Origin of the sequence: Microcoleus sp. A2-C3, assembly GCF_036706065.1 — a bacterium.
Classification (GTDB): domain Bacteria; phylum Cyanobacteriota; class Cyanobacteriia; order Cyanobacteriales; family Microcoleaceae; genus Microcoleus.
Map to the genome: position 1 here is coordinate 44,458 of NZ_JAUBVX010000039.1, position 19,850 is coordinate 64,307.

The 19,850-nt window shown below is 47.6% G+C and carries 16 protein-coding genes; 7 read left to right on the forward strand and 9 right to left on the reverse strand.

Annotation, left to right across the window (positions count from 1 at the left end; translation table 11 throughout):
• Window positions 1-67: 67 nt before the first annotated feature.
• From QUB66_RS20490 to tnpA, 4 genes are all read left to right on the forward strand, one after another.
• A complete protein-coding gene (locus QUB66_RS20490; RefSeq protein WP_265235170.1) occupies window positions 68-262 on the forward strand; it encodes a hypothetical protein in 195 nt (64 codons plus the stop codon).
• A 61-nt stretch (window positions 263-323) separates the two neighbouring features.
• A complete protein-coding gene (locus QUB66_RS20495) occupies window positions 324-464 on the forward strand; it encodes a hypothetical protein (protein ID WP_265235169.1) in 141 nt (46 codons plus the stop codon).
• Between the two features lie 509 nt (window positions 465-973).
• Window positions 974-2,215, forward strand: a complete 1,242-nt coding sequence (argJ, locus tag QUB66_RS20500; protein ID WP_332968677.1) for a bifunctional ornithine acetyltransferase/N-acetylglutamate synthase — start codon at window positions 974-976, stop codon at window positions 2,213-2,215.
• Window positions 2,216-2,464: 249 nt separating this feature from the next.
• Entirely contained in the window at window positions 2,465-2,887 is a 423-nt protein-coding gene (tnpA, locus tag QUB66_RS20505; RefSeq protein WP_265235166.1) for an IS200/IS605 family transposase, read from the forward strand.
• Between the two features lie 194 nt (window positions 2,888-3,081).
• Here tnpA and QUB66_RS20510 read toward each other — a convergent pair whose 3' ends face one another.
• A complete protein-coding gene (locus QUB66_RS20510) occupies window positions 3,082-4,089 on the reverse strand; it encodes a zinc-dependent alcohol dehydrogenase family protein (protein WP_265235165.1) in 1,008 nt (335 codons plus the stop codon).
• A gap of 277 nt (window positions 4,090-4,366) precedes the next feature.
• Between QUB66_RS20510 and QUB66_RS20515 the strand changes: the two genes are divergently transcribed.
• On the forward strand, window positions 4,367-7,765 hold the full coding sequence (locus tag QUB66_RS20515; protein ID WP_332968681.1) for a sensor domain-containing protein: 3,399 nt from the start codon (window positions 4,367-4,369) through the stop codon (window positions 7,763-7,765).
• 308 nt (window positions 7,766-8,073) lie between these two features.
• Here the strand turns inward: QUB66_RS20515 and ilvN are convergent, their stop codons facing one another.
• The 4 genes from ilvN to QUB66_RS20535 form a co-directional block, all read right to left on the reverse strand.
• The gene (ilvN, locus tag QUB66_RS20520; protein WP_265235163.1) at window positions 8,074-8,592 is read right to left on the reverse strand and encodes an acetolactate synthase small subunit; all 519 of its coding nucleotides are present in this window, start codon (window positions 8,590-8,592) and stop codon (window positions 8,074-8,076) included.
• A gap of 424 nt (window positions 8,593-9,016) precedes the next feature.
• Window positions 9,017-9,829 (reverse strand): carbon-nitrogen hydrolase family protein, encoded by an 813-nt coding sequence (locus QUB66_RS20525; RefSeq protein ID WP_265235162.1) that lies wholly within the window; start codon window positions 9,827-9,829, stop codon window positions 9,017-9,019.
• A 310-nt stretch (window positions 9,830-10,139) separates the two neighbouring features.
• The gene (gene psaJ / locus QUB66_RS20530; RefSeq protein ID WP_265235161.1) at window positions 10,140-10,268 is read right to left on the reverse strand and encodes a photosystem I reaction center subunit IX; all 129 of its coding nucleotides are present in this window, start codon (window positions 10,266-10,268) and stop codon (window positions 10,140-10,142) included.
• Between the two features lie 122 nt (window positions 10,269-10,390).
• Window positions 10,391-10,879, reverse strand: coding sequence for a Photosystem I reaction center subunit III (locus tag QUB66_RS20535; protein ID WP_265235160.1), 489 nt, complete (start codon window positions 10,877-10,879; stop codon window positions 10,391-10,393).
• Window positions 10,880-11,225: 346 nt separating this feature from the next.
• Between QUB66_RS20535 and tsaD the strand changes: the two genes are divergently transcribed.
• Both tsaD and QUB66_RS20545 read left to right on the forward strand, forming a co-directional pair.
• Window positions 11,226-12,299 carry a tRNA (adenosine(37)-N6)-threonylcarbamoyltransferase complex transferase subunit TsaD gene (tsaD, locus tag QUB66_RS20540; RefSeq protein WP_265235158.1) on the forward strand — a complete coding sequence of 358 codons (1,074 nt, stop codon included), beginning with the start codon at window positions 11,226-11,228 and terminating at the stop codon, window positions 12,297-12,299.
• 46 nt (window positions 12,300-12,345) lie between these two features.
• The gene (locus QUB66_RS20545) at window positions 12,346-12,837 is read left to right on the forward strand and encodes a GNAT family N-acetyltransferase (protein ID WP_265235157.1); all 492 of its coding nucleotides are present in this window, start codon (window positions 12,346-12,348) and stop codon (window positions 12,835-12,837) included.
• Between the two features lie 118 nt (window positions 12,838-12,955).
• On the opposite strand, the gene QUB66_RS20550 is transcribed toward QUB66_RS20545, so the two are convergent.
• From QUB66_RS20550 to QUB66_RS20565, 4 genes are all read right to left on the reverse strand, one after another.
• Window positions 12,956-13,696 (reverse strand): HAD family hydrolase, encoded by a 741-nt coding sequence (locus tag QUB66_RS20550; RefSeq protein ID WP_332968686.1) that lies wholly within the window; start codon window positions 13,694-13,696, stop codon window positions 12,956-12,958.
• Window positions 13,697-13,798: 102 nt separating this feature from the next.
• Window positions 13,799-14,155 carry an endonuclease domain-containing protein gene (locus QUB66_RS20555; protein ID WP_332968690.1) on the reverse strand — a complete coding sequence of 119 codons (357 nt, stop codon included), beginning with the start codon at window positions 14,153-14,155 and terminating at the stop codon, window positions 13,799-13,801.
• Window positions 14,156-14,464: 309 nt separating this feature from the next.
• Complete coding sequence (locus QUB66_RS20560; protein ID WP_332968688.1) at window positions 14,465-18,667, reverse strand: CheR family methyltransferase; 4,203 nt, start codon at window positions 18,665-18,667, stop codon at window positions 14,465-14,467.
• A gap of 862 nt (window positions 18,668-19,529) precedes the next feature.
• The coding region (locus tag QUB66_RS20565; protein WP_332968689.1) for an endonuclease domain-containing protein at window positions 19,530-19,850 on the reverse strand (321 nt) is incomplete at its 5' end.

Here is a 19,850-nt window from a genome sequence, read left to right on the forward strand (position 1 = left end):
GATATATTTATAACTAGGAACAGAAAAACAGCCCAATATTAAATCCAGGAAGACGGAGGAACCGCATATGTCTACCGAAAATCAAGCCCGCTCTCTGATGATGCGCCACCACCAGATGGTGAAGAACCGGCAGCAATCCATGCTCAACCGCAGCGCCACTGAAGTCGGGATGGAAGATACCCACTACTGGGGCCACATTCAAGGCAAACCACAGCCCAGCCTTCAAGCCAGTTACGATCGCAGCAACGCCACCATGAGCTAGGGCAAGCTCAATTTCGACAATTGTCTACGAAGTTATTACCTATAATTTGGAGAAATCAGTTATGTCAACTCAACAACAAGCGCGCAGCCTGATGATGCGCCACCAACACCTCGTCAAAAACCGTCAGGAATCGATGCTGAGCCGCGCGGCTGCTGAAGTTGGTTTAGATGCTGGTTCTCAGGCGAATGTCGATCGCAAATAACTCATTTTTTTCAACACCCAGACAGTTGAATCGAGTTTGTTGTTTGCCAACTAAAAATTAATTATGTTAGTTACAAAACCATCGCGACTGCTTCTTGATATCGATATCAAAAAGCAGTCGCGATTGTTTTTATTAGTCAGTAGTCAGTAGTCAGTAGTCATACCAATTTTTTATGAGGCTGCATAGAATCCGATCTTCCTGGCACCTCCCTTAATCAGGAGGGGACAAGATTCCGATCAAAGTCCCCCTTGCTTTCGGGGGATTTAGGGGGATCGAGATATATGCAACTTCACATTAAATTGGTATCAGTAGTCAGTAGTCAGTAGTCAGTAGTCATTGGCAATTGCCAATTGGCAAGATTTCGGTTGTAGTGCTTGTGAGCAAAAGGTGAGCTTGCATGAGAGTTGGCTCGCCTCAAACGTATACATCACAAAGAATAAAAGACGTTTGTGCCTAGAAACTTGATATAATCCCTTTTCAGCAGATTGAAGGCTACTAGGGAGGTCATCATGTCGGACTGGAAAGAAATTGACGGCGGAGTTACAGCACCCAGAGGATATCGAGCATCGGGAATTACAGCGGGTTTGAAGCCTTCAGGCTTACCGGATTTAAGTTTAATTTTATCAGAAGTGGACGCGATCGCCGCAGGAGTCTTCACCACATCCACCGTCCGGGCCGCTTGTGTGGACTATTGCCGCCAACTACTACAAGCTAAACCCAGCGCCAAAGCCATTTTGTGCAATGCCGGACAAGCTAATGCTGCGACTGGCGAAGCAGGCTTAGCAGATGCCCTCGAAAGCGCCAAATTGTTGGGAGAAGCGCTGAATATTCCTTCAGAATCAATTCTTTTGGCCTCCACTGGCGTGATCGGACAGCGGATTAAAATGGAGCCGTTGAGGGCGGCAATTCCGCGATTGGTTGCTGAGGCATCGGAAACTGGTTCTGATGCGGCTGCTAAGGCTATCTGTACGACTGATTTAGTCCCGAAAACGATCGCCCTGGAAACCATGTTTGGCGATCGCCCCGTGCGGATCGGCGGCATTTGCAAAGGTTCAGGAATGATTCACCCGAATATGGCAACAATGCTCGCATTTGTAACTTGTGATGCAGCAGTGTCGTCCCATCTATGGCAGGAAATGGTGAGTCGGGCGGCTGACAGAAGTTTCAATCAAATTACTGTTGACGGCGATACCAGTACCAACGATTCGCTAATTGCTTTAACTAACGGCCAATCCCGCACGCCAGCGATTACAGAAATGGGCCCGGAGGCTGAGAAATTAGAGGCGATGCTAACAGAAGTTTGCGTGCATTTAGCAAAAGCAATCGCCCGCGATGGTGAAGGTGCAACTTGTTTGGTGGAAGTACAAGTTAGCGGCGCCACCGACGAAGTTTCTGCGAGTAAAATTGCCAAAACAATTGTCGGTTCTTCTTTGGTAAAAGCTGCTATTTTTGGACGCGATCCGAATTGGGGAAGGATTGCGGCGGCTGCGGGGCGCGCTGGTGTTCCTTTCGATCAAGAGAATTTGCGGATTCAATTGGGAGATTTTTTGATGATGGAAAATGGACAACCGAAGGAGTTCGATAAATCTGCTGCGAGTAATTATATGAAGGCGGCGGCTGCTGGTGAATATCTGAAGGAAGACACGGTTTTAATTCAGGTTGCTGTCGGGAATGGCGGCGGTTTTGCGAAGGCTTGGGGATGCGATTTGAGTTACGACTACGTGAAGATTAACGCGGAGTATACGACTTAATGCCCCGGCGATTGAAATCGCGGCAGCCCCGGCGAATCGAATTCGCGGCGACACAGACAAAACCCGCCTCCGCGGGTTGAAGATGTCTCGGTGATTGAAATCGTGGCAGCCCCGGCGAATCGAGTTCGCGGCGACACAGACAAAACCCACCTCCGTGGGTTGAAGATGTCTCGGCGATTGAAATCGCGGCGACACAGACAAAACCCACCTCCGTGGGTTGAAGACAAATTTCACACAGTTTTAATAGCAATGAGAGACAATTTTACGCAGTTATATATCCATTTTACTTGGTCAACCTGGGATAGATTGCCGTTGATTACTTCTGATATTCAACAAGTAATCTATGCAGCAATTATTGCAGAATGTCAGAAGTTGGGATGCACGGTGATTGCTGTTGGTGGTATAGAAGATCACGTTCACCTGTTAACAGCTTTTCCGACGACTTTGGCGGTATTTGAGATAATTAAGCAAGTCAAGGGTAGTTCTTCCCATTTAATCACTCACGAAATTAAACCGGGTGAATTTTTTAAATGGCAAGGCAGCTATGGGGCATTTACTGTTAGCCATGATGGGCTCGACGTTGTGGCTAAATATATCAAAAATCAAGCTGTTCACCACAAGGAGAAATCAATGATTCCTCATTGGGAACTGACTTCAAAAATCACTACATAATCGCAATTGCCCGTAATTCTTCAACCCGCGGAGGCGGGTTTCGTATGTGTCGCCGCGAATTCCATTCGCCGGGAATCTCAATCGCCCGCGATTCTTGAATCCAAAATTTCTTCAACCCGCGGAGGCGGGTTTTGTTTATGTCGCCGCGAATTCGATTCGCCGGGAATCTCCGCGAATTCCATTCGCCCGCAATCTCAATCGCCCGCAATTTCAAGCACTATTTTACCCGTCACCGAGCCTGTTTCTAACAATTCATGCGCAGCTTGAGCTTGTGCTAGCGGAAAAGTTTTGCTGACATGAATTTTGAGCAAATTACGATCGCACAAACCAGCACACTGCCGCAAAATATTAGCTTGATCTTCCTGTTCCTGTTCCAAACCTTGCAACATCGGAGTTAACATTAACTCCAAACTGATCCGCAGATTGCGCATTCTCGCCGTTTTCAAATTCCCCAAATCCGGATCTGGTTCCAAAATTGTTACCAAATCTCCATAAATCTTGACAGCCGGAATAGTTTGGTAAAAAGTTTCTCCCCCGACAGTATCGAAAGCCAAGTCAACTCCTTGTCCCTGAGTCCAAGTCAAAACTTCATCGACAACATCGGTATTTTTGTATAAAATAACTGAATCTGCACCTAACTGCCTTACAAATTCGGCTTTTGCTTCGGAACTAACAGTAGTGCAAACCTCAGCACCCTGCAATGCAGCCAATTGTACCGCGACGTGGCCGACACCGCCTGCACCTGCTAGAATTAGCACTTTTTGGCCAGCTTGCAAGCGCCCTCGATCGTACAGCGATTCCCATGCTGTAATTAAAACTAACGGTGCAGCCGCCGCCTCAGCAAAACTTAAAGCAGCAGGCTTGATGGCGAGAAAACGTTCGTCTACAACGGCAAACTCCGCATAAGTACCGATCGACCCACCCAAACCGCCATTGCAGAAAAAAACCTCGTCTCCGACTTGGAAACTCTGCACAGCAGCACCGACAGCCTCTACGACTCCAGCACCGTCGCACCCCAAAACATGAGGAGTTTTTTCGGGGTAAAAAGTGCCGCGCGATCGCAACTTAGTATCTATCGGATTAATCCCCGCCGCCCGCAACTTCACCAAAACTTCAGTTTCTGTTTGTATAGTAGGAGCGGGGATATCTTGCAGTTTCAATACGGACGGGCTTCCGGGCGTTTCAAAAACGATCGCTTTCATCAGGGTATTAACTCTATTTTCGTCTTCACCTCCGATCCTACCTTGTATTCGTTACCCATTTGTGACGATACTTAGTTATTTTTAAATAGATTGGCTTCAGATAACTACAACAATTGTCGAGCGGTGCTAATCGATGTTCGATCTAGATTTATTCCTTTACTTTAAGATTCTTGCATACCTTCTGGGATTATCGGCGACTTTAGCCCTGGCGTCCGCGATTTATCTCAAGTGGCAGCGAAGGCCTCCCAGTCTGCCAAGCGCCGCAGAGCAACCGCTGTTGACAGAATTACAGCCCGATTTATTTGCGGGATTGAAAATTTGGAAAAAGTTTTTGATTTTCCCCAACTCAAATCTGTTGGCGATCGCAGACAGCTTCTTGGGTAAACTTTTAAGTATTGGCTACCATCTATTATTCGCCCAGCAACAACGCCCAACTGTGAATTCTTCGCCTCTTGTAGGGCCTTCCACCAGCAAAAGCGTTAGTCTGAGCATCCAAGGTTCGATCGCCCAAAATGACAACAACCCTCCCAATGTCAACCCACCCAAAGTTCGGGCTTCCCCGCAATTAGAAGAAGACTTGCTAGGCGACATCTTAACAGGTACTAATTCGCCCGGAGGAGCAGAATTTTTTGATGCCTTAGTTCGCCACTTAGCCTCAGCACTCGGAGTTCGCAGCGCCGTTGTTTACAAATCAATTAAGTCGATAAAACGCGCCGATACTGATCCCGATCAATTACAAGTTATCAGTTTTTGGAGCGACGGACAGCAGCAGCCAAACTTTGAGTGCAACACCGCCAATACTCCCGAAGCGCTGGTGTTTGAGCAGGGAATGTACTCCTGTCCAGACTGTCTCCTAGAAACCTTCCCACAAGACCGCAGACCGATCGTTACAGGTGCGCAGAGTTTCCTCGGAGTCTTGCTCAAAAACTCTTACGGCGAACCTTTAGGGATTATTTGTATTTTCCACGATCGCCCCTTGGTAGAATCAAATCTTGCCAAATTTCAACTAATCATCAGCATATTTGCCGGACGCGCCGCCGCCGAATTAGAGCGGCAACGCCTAGAAGCAGCACTGTGCACCGTAGAAGCCAAATACTGCGCCCTTGTAGAACAAATACCGGCTGTCACCTACATTTCTCCCCTCAACCGCAGCGCTGCCAAACTTTACATCAGCCCGCAAATCGAGACTTTTCTCGGTTATTCTGTAGCAGAATGGAAGGCAGACCCAGATCTGTGGCTGAAACTCGTTCATCCAGAAGACCGCGATCGCGTGTTAGTTGAAAACGCCACACAGAAATTTACCGACGGAGAAGATATCTTTGGCGACGCGCCGCTAGTTTCAGAATACCGCGCGATCGCCCGGAACGGCAGAGTTGTCTGGTTCCGCGATCGAGCGATCGCAGTTCGCGATGAAGCAAGCAAGTCTGTGATCCTTCAAGGCGCAATGTTTGACATCACAGAGACTAAAGTAGCTGCCAGCGCCCTGCTAGAAAGCGAATATCGCTATTACACCTTAGCTAAAATACTGCCAGTCGGGATTTTGCGCGCCGACGCTGCTGGAGATTGCTTGTATGTCAACGAGCGATTTTTGGAGATGGCGGGACTGACTGCGCCAAATGCACTAGGCGAAGGTTGGGCTCAAAGTTTGCATCCCGAAGACCGCGATCGCGTTTTGAGCCTGTGGTATCGCGCTGTCAAAGACAAGTTGTCTTGTAAGTTAGAGTACCGCTTTTGCAACGGCGATCGCACAACCTGGATATTTTGGCAAGCAGTGCCGGAAATTGCCAACAGCGGGGAAGTTCTCGGCTATCTGGGGACGCTGACGGATATCAGCGATCGCAAGCAGGCAGAATTCGCACTGCAACAAGCCGAAGAGAAATACCGCAGCATCTTTGAAAACGCGATCGAAGGAATTTTTCAGACAACGCCCGACGGACGATACCTCAGTGCTAACCCGGCTTTGGCGAGAATTTATGGCTACGAGTCTGCCTCTGAACTGATCGCAAACATCCACGATATCGATCACCAACTATACCTCGATCCCAACCGCCGCGTCGAGTTTTTGCGCGCGATCGAAAAACACGGTTCTGTGTCTGAGTTCGAGTCCCAAGTTTACCGCGCTGACGGCAGCACCATCTGGGTTTCCGAGAATGGCCGGGATGTTCGCGACGCTGACGACAATTTGCTTTACTACGAAGGTACTGTCGAAGATATCACCCTCCGCAAAATAGCCGAAGACAAGTTAGTACACGATGCTTTGCACGATACGCTAACGGGTTTGCCAAACAGAGCTTTATTTATGGATCGTTTGGGACACGCGATCGAGCTTTCAAAACGCTGTCCCGAAGTTTTGTTTGCGGTGCTGTTTATCGATCTAGACCGCTTTAAGGTTGTTAATGACAGTTTGGGGCATTTAGTGGGCGATCGCTTGCTGATCGCGATCGCGCAGCGCCTGGAAATCTGTTTGCGCACTGGAGATACCGTTGCCCGTCTCGGCGGCGACGAATTCGCTATTTTGCTGGAAAATATCAAAAACACCGATGATGCGATCGTCATTGCCGAACGAGTGCAAGCGGAACTGGCAGAGCCTTTTTACCTCAACGAATATCAAGTTTTTAGCAGTGCTAGCATTGGCATTGTTTGTTCTGGTTTGCCGCAGCCTTCGAGTCCAAGCAGCGAATTTTCTAGTCCAGCAAATCTGGGAAATGTCGATCGGGAAACTGTTTTGTCTTGCCTATCTCCCGACTCCCCAGTTCTCCCGGTGCCGTTCCAAATATTGTACGATCGACCCGAAGAACTGCTGCGAGATGCAGATGCTGCCATGTATCACGCCAAGGGATTGGGCAAAGCTCGCCATGAAGTTTTTGACTTAAGTATGCACACTCGCGCCGTCGCCCTGTTGCAACTGGAAAACGACCTACGGCGCGCTCTAGACTCCGAGGAATTTCGGCTTTACTACCAGCCCATCGTCTCTCTAACTAGCGGTAGAATCAGCGGTTTTGAAGCGCTGCTGCGATGGTATCACCCCGATCGGGGTTTAGTCTCTCCCGGCGAGTTTATTTTAGTCGCAGAAGAAACTAGATTGATTGTACCTATTGGTTGGTGGATGATGCGATCGGCTTGCCGTCAGATCCACGAGTGGCACCAAAAATTCCCAGCAAATCCGCCATTGACTGTCAGCGTCAACCTTTCTAACGAACAATTTAAACAGCCAGATTTAATCGATCGCCTGAGCGAAATTTTACAAGAAACTCAGCTTGACCCCCGCACTTTTAAGTTGGAAATTACTGAAGGCGTGATCATGGACAATGCCGAATCAGCCGCCGCTATCCTCACGGAATTGAAAAATTTAGAAATTGAATTATATATTGACGATTTCGGAACGGGCTATTCTTCTTTAAGCCGCTTGCACACTTTTCCCACTGATGCCTTAAAGATCGATCGAGCTTTTGTCAGCCGCATGACGGAAGATGAAGGAAACGAAGCCATTGTACAGACTATTCTAATTTTAGCCAGTCATTTAGACATGGATGTAATTGCTGAAGGAATCGAAACCATCGAACAGCTTAATTTGCTCAGAGCCCTGCAATGCGAATACGGACAGGGATACTTTTTTTCAAAAGCCGTAGACAGTATAACAGCCACAAATTTGATAGAAAGTCAACCAGTATGGTAATTAGTCAGTTGACAGTTGACAGTTGACAGTTGACAGTTGTCATATCGAGTTGTCATATCGAGTTGGGTTACATCGGAATGATAACGCAATGCGAGCATCTCGCGAGCTAAGCTGAATCAAAGTGCTGAACTCGGAAAATTATGATTCTGATACAACCGGACACGATATCCTTAGTGATTGGTCATTTGTAATCAGAAGTCGAAAGTTAAAAGTTAAAAGATACTTTGTGACCAATGACAACTCACAACTATCAACTATCAACTGTCAACTGACAACTATCAACTGTCAACTGTCAACTGACAACTGACTTAAACTTTCGCTTCCAAAGACTTAAGAAACTCAGTATTTACGCCCGACTCGCGAGTCATGGCAATTTTCCCAGTCCGAGCAATTTCCTTAATCCCAAACCTATTCAGAACCTGGACAATCGCCACCATTTTACCAGGATCTCCCACAACTTCCAAAGTCAGCGTATCATCACCAATATCCACCACCCGCGCTCTAAAAATCTGAGCTAACTCAATGATCTCCGATCGCGTCCCGGTAGCAGAATTAACTTTCAGCAACATCAACTCCCTTTCCACGCAGGGAATTTCGGTTATATCCTGAACTTTCAGCACATTAATTAACTTGTACAGTTGCTTAGTCAACTGTTCAATAATCTGGTCATCTCCCGGTACAACCATCGTAATCCGAGACACACCAACTTGTTCCGCCGGGCCAACGGCCAGACTTTCAATATTAAAACCCCGACGGGCAAATAAACCAGCAATTCGAGTGAGGACACCCGCTTCATCTTCTACTAAAACCGAAAGAGTGTGTTTCATTTCTCCAAAAAAAGACGCATTTTGTGCAATTCTACTGTCGTCAATTCGCCTTTTAGCAGAAGTGCACTTGAACCTGCATTAGACATTTTATCGCGAGTTATTGGCCGTTCATCTGCGGGAAAAAAACCTCTTGATAAATTTCGCTTTTATCGCAGTCTCGATCCCCCTAAATCCCCCTTAAGAAGGGGGACTTTGATAGCACTCCTGTCCCCCCCCTTAAGAAGGGGGGTTAGGGGGGATCGGCTTTATCTCAACCCTAAACCCGCCCCAACCAGGTTCTGGCCGCACACGATCCAAGTTTTTTCGTGTACGAACGTACACAATTACGCGACCGAATAAAAACTATTTAGGTCTGGTGGCTGACGGAAACTGCAATTTTGAGACCAATTGGTCTCAAAATTACGAAGTACCAAGCGACCACAACTCACAGAAAAACCCGGTGTTGCAGCGATGGCATTTGGCGGCGGACTTGTTCTAGTCGATCGGGATTAATCTCTGCAATCGCCACACCCGGTTCCTCTCCAGCATCCGCCAAAACCACACCCCAAGGGTCTACAATCATCGCGTGACCGTGAGTTTGACGGCGGCCGTAGTGGTGTCCAGTCTGCGCCGGGGCGATCGCATAACAAGTATTCTCGATCGCCCTAGCTTGCAACAACACCTTCCAGTGATCCTTGCCAGTGTACGCTGTAAACGCCGCCGGCACGAACAAAACATCAGCACCCTTGTGAGACAAATGCCTGTACACTTCCGGGAACCGCACGTCATAGCACACCGAAAGTCCCAGCGTCCCCAACTCCGGCGACACATAAACCGGCGGCAAATCTTCACCAGCTTTCACAGTGTTCGATTCCCTGTAAGTAATCCCGTCTGGCACATTCACATCGAACAAATGTACTTTTTTGTACCTGGCAACTTCGGTGCCGTTTGGGTCTATCAGCAAGCAAGTATTGTAGACCTTCCCCCCATCCGTCGGCACCGGAAATCCGCCGCCCAGAATCGTCACCTGGAAGCGTTGGGCCATCGTTTTGAGGAATTTTTCGCTTTGGAGTCCGATCGCCTCTGCTGAAGCAATCTTTTCCTCCTCTTCTCCCATAAACGAGAAATTTTCTGGTAAGGAAACTAACTCCGCACCCTGACGTACTGCCAAGTCGATTAATTCCTCTGCCTGCACCAAATTTTTTCGCAGGTCAGGCAAGCTAGTCATTTGAATTGCTGCGGCGATATAAGACTTCATCGATTCACAATATTAGTCATTTAGTCAATAGTCATTTAGTCAATAGTCAGTAGTCAATAGTCAGTAGTCAGTAGTCAGTAGTCAGTAGTCAGTAGTCAGTAGTCAGTAGTCAACAATGCCCTATGCCCTATGCCCTATGCCCTATGCCCTATGCCCTATGCCCTATGCTCACCTCAGGTCACTGAGAAAGGCTATATATAGTTTGAGAGTTTTGATATTTGAGTTTTCAATTAACCTTTAACCTTTCACTCAAAATTCAAAACTCTCAACTTTTTTACCCAAGACTTTAAGACCTAATTTCGGTCAAATCTTAAGGCATCGGATGGAAAAGCAAGTCAGGGAAAAAGCGGTTAAATTCAATCAAACCGGCCGCTTGAATAGCAATCCAAATCGTTGCCAATACTGGTGCGGTTGAAAGAAACTTGACAAAATATTGCATGAATTCTGCTCCTGAAATTTTGAGACAGTTGGTAATTGCCGATCGCTCGGTAAGACGCTAATTGCTAACTTGCAGTTAATTGCTTAACTCTTAGCTATTAGCGTTCGCTCCATTTCCCTATTTTAGCGGGGGGAAACAGTAATTTCATCATCCTTGGCAAACATTTCACCAGTGGTGATTTCCTTGAGTGCTGCTAGAGGCCATAAAACGCCGCTCAGCATACAGGAGATTGCCACAGGAACGTCGATAATAATCTCTTTTTCCTCTGGAGTCGCTGATTTTTTGGCGATTTGCAGATAAGCGCGGCCTACCCAACCAATCCAACCAGCAATATACAAGAACAGCAGGCTGGGAATCAAAAAGTCGCCAGCATAAGCCAAGTTACCATCTACGATTAAGTGTGGGTATCCTTCCGGGCCGCACATAGCCGCAGAATAGCGATCGAATCTTGCCTTCGCAGATGCTGGGTCGCCATTGGTAGAACGAGCATTTTTAGCCAGTTCCTGGAACGCGGGGGAGTCCTTGCACGGCACCAAATTGTAGGCCGAAGCAACTGGAGCAAAACTGATCCACAGACTAACCACTAAAATTGCAGCAAACAATCGTCGCATGAAATTGTTTCCTTTTGTTACAAAACAATAATTTTTTCTACAAGCATTTCAACTTGCCGATCTCTAATCCAGATTACCGCATTTGTTGACAATGCGAAGCATTGATCGTTGATGCGGCAAATCCCAATAGAATTAGGAATTCGCGTTTGATCGCATCAGTACATCAGTCAGTGGCAAGCTAGCAATACCGCGAGGATATTTCACAGCCTGCATCTAATGATGGGCTTAACTGTCGCGATCGGGCAAATATCCCTAACAATAACCTGAGTACAGGCTGGCGCGGGGGACTTGCGCCAAATTAGTTAAGCTAGCAATAGCTAACCTATCAAATAAAATTACCAGATTAATGGCAACCATTTTCGCGATCGAAACAAGTTGTGACGAAACAGCAGCAGCAATTGTTAAGAATCGTCAAGTTTGCAGCAATGTTGTAGCATCACAAATTAAAATCCACGAGCAGTACGGCGGGGTAGTGCCCGAAGTAGCTTCGCGGAGTCACCTAGAAATGCTAAATCAGGTAATTGCCCAGTGTCTGAGTGAAGCCAACCTGAGTTGGTCAGAAATTGACGGCATTGCAGCGACTTGCGCCCCCGGTTTAGTAGGTGCATTGTTAGTCGGGTTGACAGCGGCGAAAACCTTGGCAATAGTCCACCAAAAACCCTTTTTAGGTGTCCACCACCTCGAAGGACACATTTACGCTTCTTACCTAATCGAACCCGACTTACAGCCACCATTTTTGTGTCTATTAGTTTCCGGCGGACACACCAGCTTAATTTATGTTAAAGATTGCGGCGTTTACGAAACAGTAGGACAAACCCGCGACGATGCGGCGGGCGAAGCGTTTGATAAAGTCGCCAGACTTTTACAGCTAGGATATCCCGGCGGGCCGCTGATGGACAAATTGGCCGCCCTTGGCAATCCCCAAGCGTACCCTCTACCAGAAGGCAGAATTTCGCTGCCTGGTGGTGGCTATCATCCCTACGACAGCAGCTTTAGTGGTTTGAAAACAGCAGTTTTGCAATTAGTGCAGAAACTCAAAAAACAAGATATTAATGCTGGTGGCGAAGGCATCTTGGCTGCCTCTACAATTAATGATATTGCGGCTAGCTTTCAGGAAACAGTAGCCAAGGGTTTAACTAAAAGGTCGATCGCCTGTGCACTAAATTTAGGACTTAGCACTATAGTAGTCGGTGGAGGAGTCGCAGCCAACAGCGGACTCCGAAAACACTTACAAGCCGCCGCAGTCAAAAACAACTTGCGAGTATTGTTTCCCCCATTAAAATATTGCACAGATAACGCAGCAATGATCGGCTGTGCGGCGGCAGAACACTTGCAGCGGGGACACATATCACCGCTGACATTGGGAGCAAATTCGCGGATGCCCGTTAGCGATGTCATGGAACTTTACAAGAGTCATTAGTCATTAGTCATTAGTCATTAGTCAACAGTCAACAGTCAACCAAACGATGAAAATCCGCGACGCAATTGAAAGCGATTTACCCGCAATTGTCCAAATATACAACGCAGCAATACCAGGGAGAATGGCCACAGCAGATTTAAAACCAGTCTCCGTCGAAAGCCGTCTGGCGTGGTACAGAGAACATTCTCCCAATTCCTTGCCGATTTGGGTAATGGAATCAGAACAAAATATCGTTGGCTGGCTGAGTTTTCAGCTTTTCTACGGACGCGCCGCCTATCAGCATACCGCAGAAGTTAGCATCTACGTCGCGCCCGATCGCCAACGCTGCCAAATCGGACAAAAATTATTGCAATCGGCAATCATGCGGAGTCCACAATTGCAACTCAAAACGCTGATGGGCATAATTTTTGCTCACAATCAGCCGAGTTTAAGATTGTTCGAGAAATTTGGGTTTCAGCAGTGGGGATATCTGCCAAAAATTGCCGAACTTGAGGGCGTGGAAAGAGATGTAATAATTCTTGGCCTGCGTTGTTTGTAGGGAAACGGCAATGCCGTGTCCTGATTTGGAGGAAACGGCATTGCCGTTTCCCTAGCTTTTGTGGGGTGGGCTTCTAGCCCGCCCGAAAAGATTTGGAGGAAACGGCATTGCCGTGTCCCTACTCTGTTACAATTATCATCTCATCCAAAGATGCGATCGCCACATCAGCCTTTTCCAGATGATTAACCTCAGCATTTCCCCAACAAATCCCGATACAGCCAGCCGCGCCAGCATCTTTACCCATCTGAATATCACCCGCCGAATCTCCCACCATCAAAGTGGCTGCGGGATTTACTCCGAGTTTTTCGCAAGCTTGCAAAAACAATTTCGGATCAGGCTTGTGAAGCGTTGAATCAACTCCCATTTCTAACTGAATCCAATCGCTTAATTCGTGGTGTTTCACAAACTTTTGCACTGCCGCAGTCGTAGCAGCCGACAGAATTCCCAGCTTCAAACCAGCTTCCGAAAGATTTTTCAGCACTTCCAAACTGCCGACAAACATCGGAGAAGAAGACGCATTTTTAAACATTTCGTCAGCTTCATCAAAAGCGCGGCGCGCAATAGTTAAAGATTCCAGCCATCCCCTGCCAGTTTCCGCGATGTATCCCGCTGCAACAATCTCATTTTCCCTGCGACTACCGACTGCTAGTAAACCCGTGGGGTCGATGCTAGCGCCATTGATACCCAAAGCCATTTGTAAAGGCTCTCCAACGCCCGGAATTTGAGCATCTGCGAGGCGCGCTCGCTTAATTCCCAACAATCTCAAAAACTCCTGAGAATCCTCTAGAGTGCCGTCTTTGTCGAAGATTACAGCTTGGATATTTGAGAAGGTAATGCCCCGACATTTAATAGTTACCAAGAATCATAACTCCCGAATTTTTATATTTTTTTGTATTGTCTCATGTTGTGCTCTTTTTGGCAATTGTTTTTAAAGCAAAATGATACTCTTGTCCCCCCCTTCTTAAGGGGGGTTAGGGGGGATCTGGCCTCTGCTATTACGATCGCCCTCCGCCAACAACTCCCGACAAACACCCTCAAAACACTGCAACACATCAACATTCGTCAACCTGACAACTTTCAGCCCATACCCCTCTAAAATTCCTGTTCTTTCTGCATCATGTTGTTTCCCCTGTTCGGTAAAATGACTTTCTCCATCAACCTCAATTACCAATCTTAAAGCAGCACAATAAAAATCTACGATAAAATTGTCAATAGGCCGCTGTCTCAAAACTCGAAAAGGGAAATTTCTCAGAAAATCTTGCCAAAGTTTTTTTTCGGCTGGAGTTGGATTTTTCCGAAGTTCTTGGGCGATTGGGATAAGTTTTGGGTTCTAAGGTAGGTGGAAATTGGAGTCGTTTAATTTGGTCATAATTCTCCTCCTCTCGATCCGGAGATCCCCCCTAACCCCCCTTAAGAAGGGGGGGATAAGAGAGTTCTCAAAGTCCCCCTTCTTAAGGGGGATTTAGGGGGATCTCCGGGGCATAAATATGTTAAGTGAACCGTATTTGGTCATAATTCTCCTCCTCTCGATCCGGAGATCCCCCCTAACCCCCCTTAAGAAGGGGGGGATAAGAGTTGAAACCGCTAATTCTTATCTAAAATATCATAACTCAAAACTCCAAAATATTTAAAATCGTCCTGCTAAATTGGCAACTATTAATACTAATTGAACAGGCTTCACAGGTTTCGTAATATGTGTTTGAAAACCCGCTTCGATCGCCCTTTCGCGCTCTTGCTCGCTCGCATACGCAGTCAGCGCAGCGGCAGGGATTTTTCCTCCGGCTGGCGCAGCAAGAGCTCGCACTTGCTGAATTAAAGAATATCCGTTTTGCTCAGGCATTCCCAAATCCGAGATCAGCACGTCATATCTGCCGGGATTTTCCGTCAAAACAGCCATCGCGGCTCTTACAGATTCCGCTGTCACAACCTCAGCGCCGTAATGTTCCAGCACATATTTTAAGAGCTCCCGCGTATCAGCCTCATCATCGACAACTAACACCTGCAAATTTTCCAAAGAAGGGACACGATCGCCTAAAGTGTTCAAAGACTCTGAAAATGCAGCCGACTCTAAACCGTTTGGCGGTGTCAACTCTTCACCCGATGCTCGCAAAGGCAATCTCACAATTATGGTAGTTCCTTGTCCCTCACCCGGACTTTCGGCTTGCACTCTTCCCCCGTGCAATTCGACAAGATGGTACACGATCGACAAACCCAATCCCAAACCTTGATTGGTTTTAGTGGTGCTAGAATCTCCTTGGCGGAAACGATCGAAAATATGCGGCAACAACTCGCGTGCAATCCCTTTTCCCGTGTCGGTGACTCGAATTTCTGCTCGATCGTCGATCGCCTCTAGCGCAATTTCCACTCGTCCCGCCGATGGAGTAAACTTAATCGCATTAGACAGGATATTCCACAAAACCTGCTGCAAACGATCGATATCTCCCAAGACAACAGCAGAAGTCAACTGCGAAACAATTTGAATGTTTTTTGCTTCCGCTGAACATTGAATCCCATCGATCGCACCTTGCACCACTAACCGCAGATCGATCGCACAGGTGATAAGTTGAAGCTTACCGTTCGTAATCCGGGAAACATCAAGAATATCTTCGATTAACTGAGCTTGGGCCTTGGCGCTGCGCTCGATCACCTCTAGAGCGCGATCGGCGGCTGCTTGCTTCAGGTTCCCCTCGCGGAGCATTTGCGCCCACGCCAGAATCGGAGTCAGGGGATTGCGGAGCTCGTGGGAGAGATTCGCCAGAAATTCGTCTTTAGTTCGGTTAGCAATTTCTGCTTGTTCGCGGGCCAACTTTTCCTGCTCCAATAACTGCGATCGCTCTTTCTCAAACTGCTTGCGAGCGGTGATATCCTCGATCGACAGCAGAATCATGGAAACGCTGTCTTTTGGTTCAACTTTACAAGCATTGATCAGCAGAGTTTTCGGCCCGAGCAGCTCAAAAACCTGCTCGATCTCAAAGTTGTTAATCTCAACATTATTAACCCGAATATCTTCCAAAAGCCCTCGCAGTTGCGGGATATTCCACTGCCCGTTAGCCCATTCAAACCAGTCAGCTTGGGCGGTTTCGGAAGATGAAACTTGAAACGTTTCGTATAACGCTCGATTGGCAGTGTTCACTCGCAAATCAGCATCCAGCACAATTAAAGGCGTTGGCACGCTTTCCACAATTGTTTCTGCATAATTGCGAGCCGTTTCTAACGTTGCAGCAGTGCGTTTGAGAGCGTCAATATCGATCAAAACTATTACCACACCCTCAATCTGGTTTTCAAGCGTCCGGTAAGGACGAATGCGGAGGGCGTACCAATATCCCGATGCAGTTTGCACTTCTTGTTCTTTGGTATTGAGAGTATCGATCACCTCCCAAATCATCGCTTCTAAATTGGGAATTTCCAGATTGGCTCGGATGTCGCTAAACGGGCGCCCGACATCCGTAGAAATTAGATTGAACAGTCGCTGCGCCATCGGCGTAAAACTGCGAATCCGCAAATCGTCGGCCAGCATTAAAATTGGAATACTGATACTAGCAAGCAAATTAGTCACATCATTATTAACCTGCTGCAAATCGAGATTGCGAGTGCGAAGTTCCTCGACAGTAGTAATCAGTTCTTCGTTAGTAGCTTGAATTTCTTCTTTAGCCGTTTCTAGTTCTTCGTTGATGCTTTGCAGTTCTTCATTGCTCGAAATAATTTCTTCGTTGGCAACTCTCAGGTCTTGATTGAGATTTTCTTGATCCTCTACCACCGCTTGCAGGTGCGCTTGAGCCAGTGTTTTATCTTGGTTGGCGGTGGCAATTTCCTGCCTCAGTCGCACTATTTCCCGCTCTAAATCGCTTGGTTCTAAGCTGTCAAAAGTTACGGTTCCCAGGTCGATCGCTGGGGGTAAAGCTTCTTCAAACAATACCAAAAAATAGCGCGTTTCCACGATCGCAGGTTGGAACGGAATCACCTCAAAATTGACGAAATTCGTGTCGCCCTCTTCCACCCTCACCCCTTCTTTTCTCACCGTCGCATTCTGGCTTTGCGCTTGATAAATTGCGGTGCGAAGCTCCGCAGACAATCCTGAAACCGCCATTGCGAACAAATTTAAACTCGGCGTTCCTGGTGTTAATCTCAAGTAGCGATTGGTATTTCCCCGCAGTTGCAGAATCTCCATCTGGTCGTTCACCACCGCACCGACAGAAGCAGAGCGATTTAAAATCAATTGGTCTGTTTCGCGCTGCAAGTCAAAGCTGTTGGCAAAATTTGCATTCATTGGCCGCCGATTATCTAGTTGAGAGAGGGGAGAGAAACTCGTCGTAAACGAAAGTCGGGGACGAGTTGCTGTTAACTTTTTGGTAAAAATTTTAGACGGCCCGTCGGCTAAAGTAAAGAAGTCCGAGGATTTGCCCGTACTTTCGGAAGTGCCGAGCATCAAGAAGCCTGTTGGGTTGAGACTGTAATGAAAAATCGCCAAAACTCGTTTTTGCAAAGGTTCTGCTAAATAAATCAGCACATTGCGGCAGCTAATCAGATCGAGATTAGAAAAAGGCGGATCGATGCCTAAGTTTTGTCGGGCGAATACGCACAGTTCGCGGACTGCTTTGCTGATGCGATATCTGCCTGTTTCTACGGGGACAAAGAAGCGGGTGCGTCTCTCTTCGGAAACGCCTAACATTTGGTTTTCTGAGTACAGGCCAGACCTCGCTTTGCCGATCGCCCCTTCGCTGATATCTGTAGCAAAAATCTGAATCGGCAGCGACAGATTTCGATCGCCCAAATACTCTAACAAGCAAATGGCGATCGAGTAAACCTCTTCACCAGTCGAACATCCCGCCACCCAAATCCGCACCGGAGATTCTGCTGACTTATTTTGGGTAATTGTGGGGAAAACTTGCTCTTTTAAGCGTTGAAAAGCTTCTAAGTCGCGGAAAAAACTCGTGACGTGGATCAAAATTTCTTCATACAAAGCTGTGACTTCCGCCGGATATTCGAGCAGATATTGGGCGTAATCTTCCAATCGTACCATCTTGTACAGCAGCATCCGCCGCTGCATTCGTCGGTTCAGGGTGGCCGATTTGTAGTGGGTGAAGTCAACGCCTGCGGTCGATTTTAGCAGCGCAAAAATAGTCCCCAGGGCAGATCCGGGTTCTGGCAATTCTTCAGGGATTGTGACGGGGAGCGGCCCGACTAGAAAGGCATGGCGGCTGAGATTTTCTAGTTCCCGCGCAATTGCTTCGGGCGGCAGAATGAAGTCTACACTGCCTGTAGCGACGGCGGTAATGGGCATACTGTCGAATTTTGCGCTTGCTTCGGATTGAGCAAAAGTCACGCCACCGGCTGCTTTGATGGCCATCAGCCCCAAGGCTCCGTCTCCATCGGCTCCCGATAAAACTACGGCGATGGCTTTGTTCCCCCGATCGACTGCTAAGGACTCGAAAAACGCATCTCCCGGCATATATTTGCCAAAAACCTTCTCCCTCGGCATCAGTTTCAGCCTTCCTTCCAGCAGCAGCAGCTTGGTATTCGGCGGAATGATGTAAACATGGTTCGGTTCTGGGGCGATCGCGTCTTCCACCTCGCGCACGGGCATTTGCGTGGTTCTGCTGAGAATTTCGCCCAGCAGGCTTTTGCGATCGGGCGCTAGGTGCTGGATCAGCACAAATGCCATGCCGGTATCTGCGGGTAAGTGAATCAGCAACTGGATGAATGCTTCCAACCCTCCAGCAGAGGCCACAATCCCGACGATCGGAAAAGGAGCATCGGTTTTAGCTTCGAGTTCTAAGTCGATCGCACCGGGGGCGATCGGTGCAAATGTATCTTCGTTAGATAAGTTCATAAATATCCATTTTAATTACCGCACGCAGTTATTAGCAGCCAACCCTTGTCAGCCTCCGAGTAATGCGGACTATTCTAATAGCAGCTTGAATTGCTAAGATTGTGCAACCGCCTTAAGGCTTAGGTGCAGTGTGAGAGCGTCGATAAAAGGACTTAGGCACAATTACTGAAGAAATCGATTGTTTATACTCTGGTGGGCGGCTGTAACGAGATTTTTTGGTATGAAAACCCGGTTTTTAGGTAATTGCTAAATCTTATGTCATTGTTGGCGATCGGCTTAGCTTTTGTGATGTGGGGCGATCGGCTTAGCTTTTGTGATGTGGGGCGATCGGCTTAGCTTTTGTGATGTGGGGCGATCGGCTATTAGTGTTAACTGAAAACTAAAATCCTTGAGATTTTTCGCTGCTAGCAGAGGCCAGATCCCCCCTAGCCCCCCTTAAGAAGGGGGGGACAAGAAGCGCTCAAATTATCCTTTTTTGAGGGGGACAAGCAGCGCTCAAATTATCCTTTTTTGAGGGGGACAAGCAGCGCTCAAATTATCCTTTTTTGAGGGGGATAAGCAGCGCTCAAATTCTCCTTTTTTGAGGGGGATAAGCAGCGCTCAAATTCTCTTTTCTTGACGGGGGAAAAGCAGCGGTCAAATTCTCTCTTTTTGAGGGGACAATAACACTCAAACTCTACTTTTTTAAGGGGAACTTCGATCGCTTCTTGTCCCCCCCTTCTTAAGGGGGGCTAGGGGGGATCTGGCCTCGGCTATTACGAGATGCCCGATCGCTTCTTGTCCCCCCCTTCTGAAGGGGAACTTCGATCGCTTCTTGTCCCCCCCTTCTGAAGGGGGGTTAGGGGGGATCTGGCCTCTGCTATTACGAGATGCCCGATCGCTTCTTGTCCCCCCCTTCTGAAGGGGGGTTAGGGGGGATCTGGCCTCTGCTATTACGATCGCCCTCCGCCCACAACTCCTGACAAACTCCCTCAAAACACTGCAACACATCAACATTCGTAAACCTGACAACTTTCAGCCCATACCCCTCTAAAATCCCTGTTCTTTCTGCATCATGTTGTTTCCCCTGTTCGGTAAAATGACTCTCTCCATCAACCTCAATTACTAATCTTAAAGCAGCACAATAAAAATCTACGATAAAATTGTCAATAGGCCGCTGTCTCAAAACTCGAAAAGGGAAATT

What these genes read in the sequence shown, in the direction of transcription:
- QUB66_RS20495 (WP_265235169.1), top strand. Translation starts at nt 324, where the DNA reads ATGTCAACTCAACAACAAGCGCGCAGCCTGATGATGCGCCACCAACAC.
- QUB66_RS20545 (WP_265235157.1), top strand. Translation starts at nt 12,346, where the DNA reads ATGAAAATCCGCGACGCAATTGAAAGCGATTTACCCGCAATTGTCCAA.
- QUB66_RS20510 (WP_265235165.1), bottom strand. Translation starts at nt 4,089, where the DNA reads ATGAAAGCGATCGTTTTTGAAACGCCCGGAAGCCCGTCCGTATTGAAA.
- QUB66_RS20525 (WP_265235162.1), bottom strand. Translation starts at nt 9,829, where the DNA reads ATGAAGTCTTATATCGCCGCAGCAATTCAAATGACTAGCTTGCCTGAC.
- tnpA (WP_265235166.1), top strand. Translation starts at nt 2,465, where the DNA reads ATGAGAGACAATTTTACGCAGTTATATATCCATTTTACTTGGTCAACC.
- ilvN (WP_265235163.1), bottom strand. Translation starts at nt 8,592, where the DNA reads ATGAAACACACTCTTTCGGTTTTAGTAGAAGATGAAGCGGGTGTCCTC.
- argJ (WP_332968677.1), top strand. Translation starts at nt 974, where the DNA reads ATGTCGGACTGGAAAGAAATTGACGGCGGAGTTACAGCACCCAGAGGA.
- QUB66_RS20490 (WP_265235170.1), top strand. Translation starts at nt 68, where the DNA reads ATGTCTACCGAAAATCAAGCCCGCTCTCTGATGATGCGCCACCACCAG.
- tsaD (WP_265235158.1), top strand. Translation starts at nt 11,226, where the DNA reads ATGGCAACCATTTTCGCGATCGAAACAAGTTGTGACGAAACAGCAGCA.
- QUB66_RS20560 (WP_332968688.1), bottom strand. Translation starts at nt 18,667, where the DNA reads ATGAACTTATCTAACGAAGATACATTTGCACCGATCGCCCCCGGTGCG.
- psaJ (WP_265235161.1), bottom strand. Translation starts at nt 10,268, where the DNA reads ATGCAATATTTTGTCAAGTTTCTTTCAACCGCACCAGTATTGGCAACG.
- QUB66_RS20535 (WP_265235160.1), bottom strand. Translation starts at nt 10,879, where the DNA reads ATGCGACGATTGTTTGCTGCAATTTTAGTGGTTAGTCTGTGGATCAGT.